Source organism: Acidovorax sp. NO-1 (genome assembly GCF_000238595.1).
Lineage (GTDB): Bacteria > Pseudomonadota > Gammaproteobacteria > Burkholderiales > Burkholderiaceae_C > Acidovorax.
Map to the genome: position 1 here is coordinate 1 of NZ_AGTS01000080.1, position 15243 is coordinate 15243.

Genomic DNA, 15243 nt, shown 5'->3' on the forward strand with positions numbered 1-15243 from the left:
GACCATCAAGTTCGTGATCAAGAACAGCGGCCAGGTCAAACACGAGTTCAGCCTGGGCACCGACGACGAGTTGAAAGAACATTACGAGACCATGAAAAAATTCCCGGATATGGAGCATGACGAGCCCAGCAAGGTATCGCTCGCGCCGGGCAAGCAAGGCCAGATCATCTGGCACTTCACGAAGGCTGGCGAAGTGAAGTTTGCCTGCCTCTACCCCGGCCATTTCGACGCAGGCATGAAGGGCCAGGTCACGGTGGTCAAAAAGTAAACGCGGAACACCTCCACGCTATTAGGACAAGGAATTCACATGAAAAACGCAAACAACCTTTTGATCGGCGCCGTGTTGTCGCTGACCACCCTCTTGCCGCTGTCGGCCATGGCACAGGCCACGGTTGACGCCAGCAAGCCCGCTGCTCTGGCTGCAGCCTCCATGACGGATGGAGAGGTGCGCAAGATCGATAAGGACGCTGGAAAAATCACCATCAAGCACGGTGACATCAAGCACCTAGAGATGCCGGGGATGACCATGGTGTTTAACGCCAAGGACAAGTTACTACTCGACAAGGTACAGGTCGGCGACAAAATCCGTTTCATGGTGGTCAGCGAGGGAGGAAAGATGTTCGTGACGTCCATCGAGCCTGCCAAGTAGCACGAAAATTGCGTGCAGCGTCTTTCTGAAATGAGGCGCTCTTCGGCATTCAGCAACGCGACGGGCCAGGCCGAGGCAAGCAGCGCCCAGCAGGTGGGCGCCACTTGAGCTAAATCAAGCGAGACCGAACGCGTAGTGTCAAGATGGTTTGGAGAACAAGAACATGACCCTGCTTGCACTGAACGCCGGCTCGACCAGCACTAAACTGGCACTGTACGAGCGCGACCTGCACCAGCTCTGGAGTGCCAGTGTGTCCGGACTTGCCTCGCCGAATGCGCGACTGCTGACCCGCGAACCTGGCGGGGATGCCGACACGCAGGAACTTGGACCCCTGCAATTCCGCTCCGCGACCGAACTATTGTTGGGCGAACTGGCGCAGCGCTGGCCGACGTTGCAGATAGAGGCTGTCGGACATAGAGTGGTTCACGGAGGCGACCTGCCGGTTGACAGCGTAACGATCGATGCACCGACTTTGGCCGCGATCACTCACTGGTCGTCGCTGGCGCCTCTTCATCAGCACCTGAACGTTGCAGCGATCAATGCAGCACGGCAGGCATTCCCGGGGGCGTTGCATGTTGCATGCTTCGACACGGGTTTTCACCGGACTCTCCCTGCGCGTGCGAGCCTCGTTGCTGTGCCGGAGCGCTTTAGATCGCTCGGAGTGCGCCGCTACGGCTTCCACGGCCTCTCATACGAGTCCGTGTTGCAACAACTGGCGGCCAGCGGCGAGCCGGTCTTCTCCGAGCGTGTCATTGCCGCGCACCTTGGTGGCGGTTCCTCACTGTGCGCCATTGCCCAGGGACGTAGTGTGGAAACGAGCATGGGCGTGACCCCGCTCAGCGGCGTCCCGATGACCACGCGCTGCGGCGATCTTGATCCCGGTGCGCTGCTGTTCCTGCTGCAGTCCGGCGAGACGGATGTCCGGCAGTTGCAAGCCGCCCTCTACGAAGAGTCGGGGCTCAAGGCCCTGACCGGCACCTCAGGCGACATGAAGTTGCTGCTCGACATTTCGGCACACTCGAGCGAGGCTCGCAAGGCGGTCGACTACTTCTGCTATCAGGTACGCAGGCATATGGGTGCGCTGGCAGCCGCTATGGAGGGCGTCGACCGGATCGTCTTCACGGGCGGAATCGGCGCCAACGCAGCGTTCGTCCGGCAAGCAGTGTGCGACGGCCTGCGCTTCCTGGGTGTCGAGCTCGATGCCAAAGCCAACCTGGCCAACGCCTCTAGCGTTCACACCTCACACAGCGCAATAAAGGTGAACGTGCTCGAGACCGACGAGGAATCCATCCTTGCCCGCAAGGCCGCTGCCCACGTGGACGGGTCGGGCGGCCATTAAAAGAAGGGACCATAAAGATGATTCAATCCGCAACCTTCGAGGTCGGCAATCTGCTGTCCCCGCTTTCTGCCCGCGGCGTCGAGAAGCGGCTCGCCGCGATCCCAGGCGTGGTGTCGGTGTCCGTAAACCCGGTGCCCGCGAGCGCCACTGTCTCGTTCGATCCGGCGCGGGTCACCCGTGAGCGGATCCGCACGACCATCGAGGACTGCGGCCACCATTGCGCCGGCGAACTGACGCCCAGGCACGTGTGCGAAGCAGCTCCGGACCCAGCAGCCCATGCCGCGCATGCCAATACCGGCCATGGTGCGCACGCGCAGCACGGCGGAAACGCGGCCGCGGATGCGAAGACCGCCAAAACCGGCGGAGAGCATCAAGACATGATGCACGAGATGGGCCACGGGAGCGGGCAGTCGATGGACGACATGGTCCGCGACATGCGCAACCGGTTCTTTGTGGCCCTGTTGTTCGCCGTACCGGTGTTCCTCTACTCCCCGATGGGGGCCATGGTCGGGGACTTCACCGTGCCGTTTGGCATGGACCGCAAGGTGTTCCTGTTCCTGGTCGCGTCGGCGGCGATCATCTATCCCGGCTGGCCGTTCTATGTGTCGGCCTGGCGGGCATTGCGCAATGGCGTGACCAATATGGCGACGCTGGTGGTTCTTTCGGTTGGCACAGGCTACCTCTTCAGCATCGGCGCCACCTTCTTCTACGAGGGCGAAGTGTTCTACGAGGCAGTAGCCACCCTGCTGGTGTTCATCCTGCTCGGGCATTGGCTGGAAATGCGCGCGCGTGCCGGTGCTTCCGACGCGATCCGTTCGCTGATGAACCTGGCGCCGCCCATGGCCACCGTGTTCCGCGACGGTGAGGAACAGAAGGTGCCGACGTCCGAGGTGGTCCTGGGAGACATCGTCGTGGTAAAGCCCGGCGACAGAGTGCCGGTTGACGGGGTCGTCATGGAAGGCGGCTCGCAAGTCGACGAGTCCATGCTGACCGGTGAATCCATGCCAGTGAAGAAGGGCACCGGCGACGAAGTGATAGGCGCGACCATCAACAAGAGCGGTAGCTTCCGCTACAAGGCGACCAAAGTCGGCGCGGACACGGCCCTGGCCCAGATCGTCAAGCTGGTCCAGGAGGCACAGAACTCCAAGGCTCCAGGGCAATTGCTCGCCGATCGGGCTTCGCAGTGGCTGGTGCTCGCAGCGATCGGCATCGGGCTCGCGACCTTCATCGTCTGGTACTGGGTGCTCGGGCAGCCGCTGCTGTTCGCAGTGACGCTAACCATCACGGTATTCGTCATAGCCTGTCCCGACGCACTGGGGCTCGCGACGCCCATGGCCGTGATGGTCGGTACCGGCCTCGGAGCCATGAACGGCATCCTGTTTAAGAACGCTGCGGCCCTAGAGAACGCCACCAAGCTGACCGTCGTGGTGTTCGACAAGACCGGCACCTTGACGGTGGGCCAGCCGGACGTGGTCGACCTCGTGAGCGCCCCGGGCACCGATACCTCCACCCTGCTGGCAACCGCGGCGGCCGTGGAGAAGTTTTCGGAACATCCGCTGGCATTGGCGATCCTGAAGAAGTCGGCCGATCTGCCTGTGGAGCACACGGTGGCGTTCACCAACATCGACGGTCAGGGTGCCCGGGCCGAACTGGCGGGTGACACGGTGCTGCTGGGCAACCGGCTGCTGATGGAAAGCCACGGGGTGGATCTGGCTGGCTTGTCGCAGGAAGCGGCGCGCCTGCAGGGCGCGGGCCGCACCGTGGTACACGTGGCGCGTGCCGGCCGGTTGCTGGGCCTGATCGCCATTGCCGACGCTGTGCGACCGAGTTCCCGGGACACCATCCAGGCGCTCCACAAGCGTGGCGTGAAGGTCGCCATGCTGACGGGGGACAACCAGGCCACCGCCGATCGCATCGGGCAGGAACTGGGCATCGACATCGTGCTCGCCGATGTTCTGCCCGGACAGAAGGCCGACAAGATCAGGGAACTTCAGTCGCAGGGACATAAGGTGGCGATGGTCGGCGACGGCATCAACGACGCTCCGGCATTGACGCAGGCGGACGTGGGTTTCGCCATCGGCGCCGGCACTGACGTGGCGATGGAAAGCGCACAAGTGGTGCTGATGAAGAGCGACCCCTTCGACGTGGTGGGTGCGATCGAGCTGTCGCGCGCCACGCTGCGCAAGATGCACCAGAACCTCTGGTGGGCGGTGGGCTACAACACCGTCGCCTTCCCTCTGGCGGCCGGCGTCTTCTACCCCTTCACCCTGTCGCCGGAAGTGGCGGCGCTGTCCATGTCGGGCAGCTCGGCCATCGTGGCCATCAATGCGCTGCTGCTCAAGCGCACCCGCCTGACCGGCATCCACAGATCACGCCCGGAGCAAGATGCCTCCTCTGGTGGCGCGCTGCCCGGCGCTGCAGGTTGAACCCGAGAGGAAAGGCACCCATGAGAATCCGAACGCCCGAAACCCGTATCCGCGTGGCCGTAGTCGGCTATGGCGTCATTGGAAAGCGAGTGGCTGACGCAGTCGCATTGCAGACGGACATGCAGCTGGCTGGCGTGGCAGACGTCGCCACCGACTGGCGGCTGCAGGTGGCCGCCGCTCTGGGTTTGCCGATCTTCGCCGGCGATGCCGCCTCCCTTGCATCTATGCGCTCGGTCGGGCTTCCGGTGGTGGATACCCTGGAAAACCTCCTACAGCAGGCCGACGTGGTGGTGGACTGCACTCCAAAGAAGGTGGCGGCGGGCAACGTCCCCCGCTACCGCAGCGCCGGCATCCGCTTCATCCTGCAGGGCGGTGAGAAGCATGAAATGGCGGGCCATTCCTTCGTGGCCGAGAGCAACTACGCGCAGGCGCTGGGACATGTCGCTACCCGCGTGGTCTCCTGCAACACCACCTCCATCGTGCGCACGCTGGGTGCGCTGCGCCGGGCCGGCCTGCTGCTGCAGGCGCGCGGCACGCTGATGCGGCGCGCGACCGACCCTGTGGACGGTCACCGTGGCGGGCTAATGAACACGCTGGTGCCGGAGGAAAAGGTGCCCAGCCACCAGGGGCCGGACGCCAAGACGGTCGACCCCGCGCTGGACGTGGTGACCATGGCGGTAGCGGTGCCACAGACCCTGGCTCACGTGCATTGCTGGAATGTGCGCATGACGCGTGCCGCCTCGCTGGACGAGGTTCTTGCAGCCTTTCGCACGTCCAGCCGCATCGCCCTCTTGCGCAGCAGCGACGGCCTGGGTGCGATCAACGTGGTCAAGGAAATGATGGGCGACCTCGGGCGGCCGCGGGCCGACCTGTACGAGGTCGGCTTGTGGGAGGACCTGGTGACACTCCAGGGCGATGAGCTGTTCTTCACGTACATGGTGGACAACCAGGCAATAGTCATCCCGGAAACGATCGACGCCGTCCGCGCGCTGGCCTGCACGCAGCCCGATGGGGCGACGTCGATCGCGGCAACGGACCGCAGCCTGGGCATTCCCCTACCGGCCAGCGTCCGATCGGGGAGCTGAGTCTCAAGACGGTTGGCCCCGGGGGTGCGCCGAATCGCGGCAGCCGCGACCGCTGAACATGACCCGGGGTAATCGTCCAGCGGCTAGGCAGCATCCCTGCGCAGTTTCTGTCGCTTTCTCCTGCCAACCGGCATGCGATTGCGGTTGACGTGTCGCTGCCCGCCTGTACCCGGTCGGGATTGGTACTGCTTTCTTCTCGTTAACGCGACGGCGTGGCGGCGGACGCCGCGGCGCGTTCCTTGTCGCGCTTGGTCACGACCATGGCGTTGGTTGCTCGATCGACCTTGACCATGCCCAGCTTGGGGTGCAGCCCGTAGTAGGTGCCGCTCCTGGACGCCGGGTCGGCGCGAGTGTCGGTGGCGGCGGACGCAACGCCCGCGAAGAGTGCGGCGCCCAGAAGGGTCACTGCGAGCTTGTTCACGTTGGTTCCTTTCGCCAGGGGCTCGAGCCGAACACCATGCGCGGCTTTGATTGCGACCTCTGATGACATCAATTCTGAAGACCACCCTCGGCCGGCCACTGACCGAACCATTACGAACTTGTCATGCGGCGTCGCAGCGCGCCGAAACCCGATGCAAATCCTCCTTGTCGAAAGACGAAACGCGTGCCGCCGATTGCTTGAGGCCGCCTTCGGCGAGCTGGTGTACGAATTCTCCACGATAAGTCACTGGTACAACTTCATCCCGCGCAGCAGGACAGTTGCGAGAGGTCCTTGGTGAATGTCTGCGCGGCGAGCTTCAGGCCCTCGACCATCGTCAGGTAGGGGAACAGCTGGTCGGCCAGATTGTGCACCGTCATGCCGGCCCTTATGGCCAACGCCGCGCTCTGGATCAGTTCCCCCGCATCTGGCGCGACCGCCTGAACACCGATCAAGCGCCCGGTCCGCGCTTGGGCCACCAGCTTGATAAAACCGCGGGCGTCGAAATTGACCACTGCCCGCGGCACGTTGTCCAAGGTCAAGGTGCGACTGTCGGTCTCGAACCCGTCGTGATGCGCTTTCGCCTCGCTGTAGCCCACGGTGGCAATCTGCGGGTCGGTGAACACCACGGCCGGCATTGCGGTCAGGTCGAGCGCCGCATCGCCGCCGGTCATGTTGATCGCGGCACGGGTGCCGGCCGCTGCCGCCACATAGACGAACTGAGGCTGGTCGGTGCAGTCACCGGCTGCGTAGATGTTCGGGTTGCTCGTACGCATGCCCTTGTCGATAACGATGGCACCTTGCGCATTGACGACAACACCCGCTGCTTCCAAGGCCAGGCTGCGCGTGTTCGGTGCCCGGCCGGTGGCGATCAGCAACTTGTCGGCGCGCAATTCACCGTGTCCGGTGGTCAGCACGAATTCGCCGTCCACATGGGCGACCTGGCTGGCTTGCGTGTTTTCCAGCACCTCGATGCCCTCGGCCCGGAAAGCGGCTGTCACGGCCTCGCCGATGGCCGGGTCTTCCCGGAAGCACAAGGTGTTGCGCGCCAGGGCCGTCACTTTGCTGCCCAGCCGGGCAAAGGCTTGCGCCAGTTCCAGCGCCACCACCGACGAGCCGATCACGGCCAGGCGTTCGGGAATGGCGTCGCTGACCAGCGCCTCGGTGGAAGTCCAGTAGGGTGAGTCTTTCAAGCCTGGAATCGGCGGCACGGCCGGACTGGCCCCCGTGGCGACCAGGCAGCGGTCGAACATCACGACGCGCTCGCCACCCTCGTTCAAACGGACGACAAGGCTCTGGTCGTCCTTGAAACGCGCTTCACCGTGCAGCACGGTGATGGCTGAATTGCCGTCCAGGATGCCTTCGTACTTGGCATGGCGGAGTTCATCGACACGTGCCTGCTGCTGGGCCAGTAGTTTGCTACGATCAATCGCAGGCACGGTCGCTTCGACCCCGCCATCGAACGGGCTTTCGCGACGCAGATGGGCGATGTGAGCGGCGCGGATCATGATCTTCGACGGCACACAGCCGATATTGACGCAGGTGCCGCCGATGGTCCCGCGCTCGATCAGCGTGACGTGCGCGCCTTGCTCGACGGCTTTCAGCGCAGCAGCCATCGCGGCTCCACCGCTGCCGATCACAGCTACTTGCAACAGACGTTCGTTGCCAATGTGCTTATCGGCGGCCCCCTTCCAGCCGCGCACCTTGTCGAGCAATCCGGCTCGGTTGTCTGTCGGTGGCGCATCGGCAAGCGTTGCCTGGTAGCCCAGTCCTGCCACAGCGGCAGTCAGCGCGTCCGATGACGTGCCCGGCAGGGTGGCGAGTTTCGCTGTGCCCTTCGGATAGGACACCAGCGCCGACTGCACGCCGGGCACTTTCTCCAGCGCGCCTTTGAGGTGCGCCGCGCACGAGTCGCAGGTCATGCCGGTGATTTTTAGTTGGGTCATGCAACAACTCCTATTTATCATGATCGCCGCAGGTTCAAGGTTCAAGGTTCAGTGGCTCACTGCTTGACGCTTGACGGATATCCCGCGTCTCCGGTTGCCTTTGTCAGCTTCTGCACGCTGGTCTTGGCATCATCGAACGTGACGACCGCGTCGCGTGTCTCGAAGGTCACGTTAATTTTGCTGACGCCTTCGACTTTGGAAATCGCCTTCTTGACGGTGATCGGGCAGGCGGAGCAGGTCATGCCCGGTACGGACAGCGTGACAGTCTGAGTGGCGGCCCACACCGGGGCAACAACGGCAGCGAGGACGAGGGCGGCAAACAGTTTTTTTCTCATGAAGAACTCCTGTGATTAATAGAAAAATGGCATGACGTACGGAAATCCCATCGCGACCAGGACCAGCGCGGCCACGATCCAGAAAATGAGCTTGTAAGTAGCTCGCACTTGGGGAATCGCGCAGACCTCACCCGGTGTGCAGGCTTGCGCCGGGCGGTAGATGCGCTGCCAAGCGAAGAACAGCGCCACCAACGCTGCGCCGATGAAAAACGGGCGATACGGCTCCAGCACTGTTAGGTTGCCGATCCATGCCCCGCTAAATCCCAAGGCGACCAGAACCAGCGGTCCGAGGCAACAAGCAGAGGCGAGGCTGGCGGCCAGCCCTCCAGCGAAGAGCGCGCCGCGCGCGTTTTGTGGCTCAGACATGCGTCTTGTCCTTTTCGAATTGAATGGGATAGGGCGTAACCTTAGGTCCGTAGTCATGTACGGAGTCAAGCGAAATGGCAAACAATTTGGAGTGTCTGACTATCGGCGTTTTTGCCAAGGCTGCCGGGGTCAACGTGGAGACCATCCGCTTCTATCAGCGGAAGGGCTTGTTGCCGGAGCCCGACAAGCCCTATGGCAGCATCCGCCGCTATGGTGAGGCGGATGTAACGCGCGTGCGGTTCGTGAAATCAGCCCAGCGGCTGGGTTTCAGTCTGGATGAAATCGCCGAGCTGCTGCGGCTGGAGGATGGGACCCATTGCGAGGAAGCCAGCAGTCTGGCCGAGCACAAGCTCAAGAACGTGCGCGAGAAAATGGCTGACCTGGCGCGCATGGAGGCCGTGCTGTCTGACTTGGTGTGTGCATGCCATGCGCGAAACGGCAACGTTTCCTGCCCGTTGATTGCGTCACTGCAAGACGGAACGAACCTCGCGATGTCAGTGCGGGGTGGTCACGGGGTGGCTGCGCCTTAGCGTGCTTCGTTTTCCGAATTCTGAGACGACCCGATCATGCGCCCGCTGGTGGAAGCCGCCCTGCACGTGAACCCCGGCGGCCTTCTGCTAGCCGGCCCCAACCCGGTGGATGCACTCACGTTCTTCGCCCTGAACGTGTCCGGGCCTGCCTCCGGGCCAAGTGATGGGCTCCGGCACCGTTCGACTCGGCGCGGCTGCGGTCCGAACTGTCGGCGGCACTGCGGCGTCGTCGCGAGGAACGTCCATACCTACGTGCTCGGCGAGCATGGCGGCAGCGAAGTCGTGGTCTGGTCCGCGGCCACCTTGATCCGTGCCGCCATGCAGGCCGCAGGAATGGCTTGAGCCGTTCGGCGGCTGCCTCGCCTCAGCCTGCCGAGGAACTGCCGTCCACGCCTTCGGGCTTCGCCCAAGCGATTACGGCGCCGACGGCAAGCATGGCTCCAGCCAGCAGGAAGGGCGCGGGTGCCACCGCGGAGAACAGGACTCCGGTCAGCGCGGCACCGCCTGCCTGACCCAGGTTGCCGGCTGCAGCCTGCCTGCCCATCGCGCGCCCCTGTCGAAGCCCTGCTGCGGAGGAAATCCTGACGGCGAGTGCGGGGATCAGCACACCGAGGGCACTGGCCGCCAATACGAAAGCGACGGCGGGACTCCAAGGCGCCCGCCAGGACAGCAGGCCCACACCGACCGCCATCACTGCAAGGGAAATCCACACGAGCCTGTGCTCGCCGATCCAGCGTTCCAGCACTGGGTAGCCTACCAGTTGCATTGCGACCATGAGCACGCTGCACAAGGCAAAGTAAGGCCCCACAGGGCCGCCCTGGAGTGTCAGGCCGACTTCGGCTACCGTGATTCCGAACACCACTGCTGCGGTCAACAGGAGCGCCCGGCGCATCCGGCCCAAGGACACACTCGAATTCGCGATGGCCGGCCCCAACCCTGCGGCGTCCTCAGCACCCTGTACTCGTGGCAGGCGGGCGGCCAGCACTGCGGCCAGCAGGCACACGGATGCCACCAGGTCAAGCCCTGAAACCCGGTTGCCGAGCGCAGACGCTGCGCTGCCAGCCACGGGCCCGAGCAGGAAGCCGAGCGCCGTGGCCGAGGCCACCCAGGCGAAGCGGCGCTGGCGGCGCTCCGGTGCCGTTGTCTCCGCCACATAGGCTAGCACTGCCGGCATCACGGCGGCCGCGACCAGCCCGGCGCCGATGCGCGCGGCGTAGACACCTGCAAGTGAACTGACCGTACCGAGGAGTGACAAGGCGATGGCGGAGCCGGCGAGTCCGATGGCAATCACCCAACGGCGATCCAGAAAGTCGGATACGGCGCCCCAAACCGGCGAGCACGCGAACAACGCCACGGTGTAGGCGCCAGTCAGCCACCCGGTGTGGCGGGCGGCCACGTCGGCACCGCCACCCCGCACCCGCGGCACCAGCTCCGGAAGCACCGGCAAGGTCACGCCATACGACATGGACACGGCGAGCCCTGCGACAAGCAGCAGCACGAAGTGAATATCGCTGAACTGGCGCGCGGAAGCCGCCGCTGGACGGCGAACAGTCATCGAGCGTTCTCCACCAAGGCCGAGGTTTCGCCTCGCGCGGCGATCAGGTGCAGTGCAACAACGATGCTCATTGCCGCCGCGAAGAAGCACCAGACGGAGATGAACCAGTGGGCGTAGAAGGCGTACGCCGCTACGGCCGACCCTAGGCAAAGCACCCCGAACAGTCTGACCCAGCGGTGGCTTGAAAGAATCAGGCTTACGGTCGTCGCCGTCAGATAAAGGCCCATGGAGGCTGCGATGTAGAAATGCGGGGATGCGTAGTCGATGTGGCCTCCAACCGGGGTGGCGACGATGGGGTAGGCAAACATCGCGTACAGCAGATATGCCCCGACCCCGAGCCCGGCGAGGCAGACGGCGGCCAGGAAGCGTCGGCGGTTGCGGTCAGGCTCGATCAGCCATGCCGCAACAGGCACGTACACGGGCCAGAGCACGTGCGAGAAGAAGGAATACAGCTGCGTCGCCGCCGCTGTCACCGCGTCAATGCCCCAGCCGAAGCTGAGCCAGACCACGCCTTCGGTAAGCTGCTGGATAGCAAACAGCAGTGGGATCGCTGCGTAAGCCCGCTCTCCACCGGTGCGGGCCATGTGCGTGGTCACTATGCCCACGCCCATAAGGAAAGTGCCGGCTGTCAGGCTGGCGGTCGCCGAAAAGCACATCGATCAGGAACTCCGTGAAATCGTGGGAAGCATGCACACCATGCCAACGATCTGATCCAGCCACCCCAAGTGCCCTCTAGATCCATATTGATCTTCAACAGGCGGGACAAGGCGTGCATGGCCAAACGAGGGGCTGCGAGCGATGATAATGGCAGTGCTTGAATCCCGTTCGCATGACATTGACTGACTGTGCTGCGCAACCTGGACAATGGCAGCCGACACTTCACCATCAATGAACCCGGATCTCATCAAACTTGGAAGCGCCGCACAAGCGTTGGGCGGCGCGCTCGGCGTGGGTCTGCTGGTGGGGCTGGAGCGCGGCTGGCGTGACCGCGATTTGCCCGAGGGTGGTCGCGTCGCCGGGCTGCGCACATTCGCCCTCATCGGCTTGCTGGGCGGACTTCTCGCACTGCTCTCCTCCACTCCCGGTCTCCTCCTTGCCGCCGGCCTGATCGGCATCGTCCTGCTGTTCGCAGTCTCTTTCCGGCGTGCATCGGAGGCCGCCGGCACCCTCAGCATCACGACCGCTGTCGCAGCAATGGCCACCTTCTGTCTGGGCGCTTTGGCCGCAAGCGGTCAGGCCATTCTCGCCGTAGGGGCGGCCGTGGTCGTCGCGTTGCTGCTCGATCTGAAACCAGTGCTGCACCGCTGGCTGCGCCTGATCCAGCCGGCCGAACTTAATGCCCTCCTGCAAATGGGCGTGCTCACCGCCGTGGTGCTGCCGCTGCTCCCGGACCGGGGCTATGGGCCCTACGCCGCGCTTAACCCCTACCAGCTGTGGTTCGCAGTGATCCTGATCGCGGGGCTGTCGCTACTGGGCCACGTGGCGGTGCGGCTCAGGGGGGAGCAACAGGGGCTGCTCTGGACGGGACTGCTGGGCGGCCTTGCGTCTTCCACCGCTGCGACGCTGGCGCTTGCTCGAACCGCAAGGAACCAACCAGGCTGGCATGTGCCCGTGGCGGCGGCGATCGTCGCTGCCTGCGGCGTGATGTTCCTGCGTATGGCCGTGGTCGTCGCCGTCCTGCAGCCCAGCCTTGTGCCTCGCATGGGCCTGTTCCTGGTGCTGCTCGCCGCGGCGGCGTTCCTCTTTGCGGGATGGCAATGGCGCCGCCGGCAAGCCAGCGGCCCGGCCACACAGCAGGCCTCGCGCCGCCTCTTCGACCTGCCCACGGCGCTCGGATTCGGCGTCGTGCTCGGCGTGGTAGCCGTGGCTGCCCGGGCCGCGCGCGAGGCCCTTGGCACAGCCGGCATGTACGCCGTCGCATTCGTCTCCGGTCTGGCTGACGTGGATGCCATTCTGGTTTCCAGCGTGCAGATGCTGGCGCAGGGCGACCTCCCGGCTGCCACTACTGCCATCGCCATCCTACTTGCCGTCTCTGCCAACATGCTCACCAAGGCGACCCTCGCCTGGACCATTGCCGGCCGCGCGGTGGGTGTCCGCGTGGCGGCGGGCTATGTGGTGGTAGCTCTTGTCGGCTTGGCGGCGGCAGCTTTCCAGGCGCGCTGACCACTATTCCCCGAACGGCTGCGCCACTATGGTTGCTGCTTGGCCGCTTAGTTCGGGCCGCCCTTCAGGTCCTCATCGCGGGTAAGCGGCGCGGCTGGCGCAGGCGTTTCTCCCGAGATACCCATCGCCTCAGCGTTGCGGCCAGACCGCTCAGCCCGACGGGGCACACGGACCCTGGTCCGGTCCCGCCCAATCGTCACGTACTCGTATTCCTTCGATTCGGCCGGGGACGCTTGATCTTGCGGTTGCAGGTCGGGCGAGCCCGAGCTATCGGCCGGGCGGTCGAGGTGGGTCTTGATGCGGTCCCTACCGATATATACGTAGCGGTGCTGATGCGGCTCGGAAACCGCCGACTCCTGCAGCTGCCTGGGCTGGGGCTCGGGACCACCGTGTGACAGGGTGGCTTGGGCGAACGCACTTGCGGAGAATGTGAACAGGGCAACGGCGAGGATGTTGGCGGAAGTCATGGAAAGCTCCTTGGATTACGGTTTGTATACTGCGAAAAATATTCTTGGCTGGCTTGTGAGCAGCAGCTGTGCCCGCCCCCCGAAACGACATATTCGGGCTTACCACCGTGGGAAGGTCAAGCGGCTTCAACTCCGCTCGGTTATTTTGGGGCGCCGTTCGATGCCTGCTCACGACAGCAGCAGTTCCTGCATCCGTCTACGCTCCGCAGGAGTCGGCCACGCGGTGTCCCCTGGGGCAGCCTCCAAATTGAAGCGCCCCTCGCCGTCGAAGCGAACGAGCCCATAGGTCTCGTTGACCACCGCCCCCGGTTCCCCGCCGGCCTGGAGCCGGACATACCAGTCCGCCAGGCGCAGCGTCCGGCCCGCCAACATCGGTGCCAAGGCCTGACCCCGGGCGAGCGCCACATACAGCACATGCGGCAAGGCGTGCACCTCGCCCTCCGCGTCCAGCAGGAACACGTAGGAGGCATATTCGCCCTCCGCTTCGCCCATTCCGCGGCCGGATGCATCCACGGTGGTGTAAACGGGAGCAAACCCGCTGCCCGGCTGGCGGAAGTTCGTGGTTTGCCCTTGGTACACGCGTGCCGCGACCCACTGCACGCCTCCCGCATAGGCATAGGCGCGCAAATCGAACTTCATAGACTGTGATGATCCTCCCTCATTCGGAATGACGCGCTCGCCCGGAGGCACAAAGGCCTGTGCCACGTAGGCTCCTGTCATGATCTCCTCCCAGACTCGACGCGTGACCTTGTCGCCCCGGTACGCAGCGCGGCTACCGAAGCCGGCCGCTGGCTTGAAGAACAGGCTCCGGCGCGCCGCCCACAGCCGGTCGCCATGCGCTGCATCGACCACTTCGGTGCGCGGCACGTTCGCCAGCAGCACCTGGCGGTCGTCATCGGCAACGCCCAACGCCCGCAGCGCAGCTTCGTCACTGAACAACGCCAGACGGCGTTTGTCGGCGTAGAGCGCGTGTGCCTGGGGATGGGGCGTGAGAACTGCCGCCTGCTCTTGCCACGCCTGCCGCAACACGGCGTTCGCAGGCAGATCCAGATAGAAATCCGTGACTCGGTTGTAAACCACGTCGATGGCCAGCTCGCCGTGCCAGAGCCTGCCGTGGCGGCATGCCAGTTCGGACGGATCGGCAATGACGGCCTGCAGTCCATGGCGCTCGAACAACTGTCGAAATAGCAGGAATTCTGGATACAGGTATTGCTGCTGCGGTGCCTCGTCCACGATCGCGATTGAGGCCAGCGGCCGAGAGTTGCCCGCCAGTCGCCATTCACGGCGAAACATATCCACCAGCCGCTGTTCGAACGTTGTGACGCTGGCGCCGTCGGGCGCCATTGCCTGTACAGCCTGGCAGCAGCTGCGCTGAGCGCGAGCCAGCACCGCATTCAGCATCGCGCCACCCGCGTTCGTGTTGATTTCGATCAGGCCGAGACGGTCCTGATCCAGATGGAAGTCATAGCCGAAGAACACACCCTGCGCGCCACCTGCGCCAATGTGCGCAATGGCTGGGGCATCCGCCAGAACCTGTTCCCGGTACGCCGGGAGTGCCACTACCGCCTCAATGGCTCGCACGACGTGCGCCATTCGATCCAGCGGGGGCCGCGCCACAAAGACTGGTTGCGCGGCAAACAGGTAGGGGCATCGCTCCCTCACCAGCTGCGACAAGCTCGGGGAACCGAGTTCAGCATCGAGCGCGGTCGCCAGCGCCGCTGGATCCAGGCTCAGGCAGAAGCAATCGTGGTTGAGCCGCTCGAAGGGGGTCAGTTCACAGTTTGATGTGTGGTGCATTGAGAAAGAGGGTCTAAGCAGTCGATGAAATGGGTAGAACGCCTCAATATTGAGCTCGTCCCACGCTCGCAGTTCGCGCCAGGTGTCCAGAGCGACTAGACGGTCGCCGTCAGCGGCACCGCAAGCTCCCCCAAGCCATCAGCCCCCGTGCAGCCAAGCCCAACTCG

The 15243-nt window shown here is 64.2% G+C and carries 16 protein-coding genes; 8 read left to right on the forward strand and 8 right to left on the reverse strand.

The features are described 5' to 3' along the window. From KYG_RS12700 to KYG_RS12720, 5 genes are all read left to right on the forward strand, one after another. Positions 1-268: cupredoxin family protein (locus KYG_RS12700; protein ID WP_008905306.1), on the forward strand; the 268-nt coding region annotated here is incomplete at its 5' end. A gap of 39 nt (positions 269-307) precedes the next feature. Further along, on the forward strand, positions 308-649 hold the full coding sequence (locus KYG_RS12705) for a copper-binding protein (RefSeq protein WP_008905307.1): 342 nt from the start codon (positions 308-310) through the stop codon (positions 647-649). A 163-nt stretch (positions 650-812) separates the two neighbouring features. Beyond that, positions 813-1988: an acetate/propionate family kinase gene (locus KYG_RS12710; protein WP_008905308.1), complete on the forward strand. Its 1176-nt coding sequence runs from the start codon at positions 813-815 to the stop codon at positions 1986-1988. Positions 1989-2005: 17 nt separating this feature from the next. After that, positions 2006-4414 carry a cation-translocating P-type ATPase gene (locus KYG_RS12715; protein WP_008905309.1) on the forward strand — a complete coding sequence of 803 codons (2409 nt, stop codon included), beginning with the start codon at positions 2006-2008 and terminating at the stop codon, positions 4412-4414. 20 nt (positions 4415-4434) lie between these two features. Continuing rightward, positions 4435-5499 carry a type II glyceraldehyde-3-phosphate dehydrogenase gene (locus tag KYG_RS12720; RefSeq protein WP_034694474.1) on the forward strand — a complete coding sequence of 355 codons (1065 nt, stop codon included), beginning with the start codon at positions 4435-4437 and terminating at the stop codon, positions 5497-5499. A 199-nt stretch (positions 5500-5698) separates the two neighbouring features. On the opposite strand, the gene KYG_RS12725 is transcribed toward KYG_RS12720, so the two are convergent. The 4 genes from KYG_RS12725 to merT form a co-directional block, all read right to left on the reverse strand. Next, positions 5699-5920 carry a hypothetical protein gene (locus KYG_RS12725; protein WP_008905311.1) on the reverse strand — a complete coding sequence of 74 codons (222 nt, stop codon included), beginning with the start codon at positions 5918-5920 and terminating at the stop codon, positions 5699-5701. Between the two features lie 257 nt (positions 5921-6177). Next, a complete protein-coding gene (merA, locus tag KYG_RS12730; protein WP_008905312.1) occupies positions 6178-7863 on the reverse strand; it encodes a mercury(II) reductase in 1686 nt (561 codons plus the stop codon). A 56-nt stretch (positions 7864-7919) separates the two neighbouring features. Next, positions 7920-8198, reverse strand: coding sequence for a mercury resistance system periplasmic binding protein MerP (gene merP, locus KYG_RS12735; protein WP_008905313.1), 279 nt, complete (start codon positions 8196-8198; stop codon positions 7920-7922). 15 nt (positions 8199-8213) lie between these two features. Continuing rightward, complete coding sequence (merT, locus tag KYG_RS12740) at positions 8214-8564, reverse strand: mercuric ion transporter MerT (RefSeq protein WP_008905314.1); 351 nt, start codon at positions 8562-8564, stop codon at positions 8214-8216. 74 nt (positions 8565-8638) lie between these two features. Here merT and merR point away from each other — a divergent pair, with 74 nt between their 5' ends. Beyond that, a complete protein-coding gene (gene merR / locus KYG_RS12745; RefSeq protein ID WP_008905315.1) occupies positions 8639-9094 on the forward strand; it encodes an Hg(II)-responsive transcriptional regulator in 456 nt (151 codons plus the stop codon). Between the two features lie 36 nt (positions 9095-9130). Beyond that, entirely contained in the window at positions 9131-9436 is a 306-nt protein-coding gene (locus tag KYG_RS12750; RefSeq protein WP_008905316.1) for a lactate dehydrogenase, read from the forward strand. A 22-nt stretch (positions 9437-9458) separates the two neighbouring features. Here the strand turns inward: KYG_RS12750 and KYG_RS12755 are convergent, their stop codons facing one another. Both KYG_RS12755 and KYG_RS12760 read right to left on the reverse strand, forming a co-directional pair. Then, positions 9459-10649 carry an MFS transporter gene (locus tag KYG_RS12755; protein ID WP_008905317.1) on the reverse strand — a complete coding sequence of 397 codons (1191 nt, stop codon included), beginning with the start codon at positions 10647-10649 and terminating at the stop codon, positions 9459-9461. Further along, entirely contained in the window at positions 10646-11305 is a 660-nt protein-coding gene (locus tag KYG_RS12760; protein WP_008905318.1) for a DUF6629 family protein, read from the reverse strand. The genes KYG_RS12755 and KYG_RS12760 overlap by 4 nt, the downstream gene beginning before the upstream one ends. Before the next feature lie 232 nt (positions 11306-11537). Here KYG_RS12760 and KYG_RS12765 point away from each other — a divergent pair, with 232 nt between their 5' ends. Next, entirely contained in the window at positions 11538-12812 is a 1275-nt protein-coding gene (locus KYG_RS12765; RefSeq protein WP_008905319.1) for a DUF4010 domain-containing protein, read from the forward strand. A gap of 47 nt (positions 12813-12859) precedes the next feature. Here the strand turns inward: KYG_RS12765 and KYG_RS12770 are convergent, their stop codons facing one another. Together KYG_RS12770 and KYG_RS12775 are read right to left on the reverse strand one after the other, a co-directional pair. Beyond that, a complete protein-coding gene (locus tag KYG_RS12770) occupies positions 12860-13279 on the reverse strand; it encodes a hypothetical protein (protein ID WP_008905320.1) in 420 nt (139 codons plus the stop codon). Between the two features lie 168 nt (positions 13280-13447). Next, positions 13448-15076 (reverse strand): hypothetical protein, encoded by a 1629-nt coding sequence (locus KYG_RS12775; protein ID WP_034694480.1) that lies wholly within the window; start codon positions 15074-15076, stop codon positions 13448-13450. Between the last annotated feature and the right edge of the window lie 167 nt (positions 15077-15243).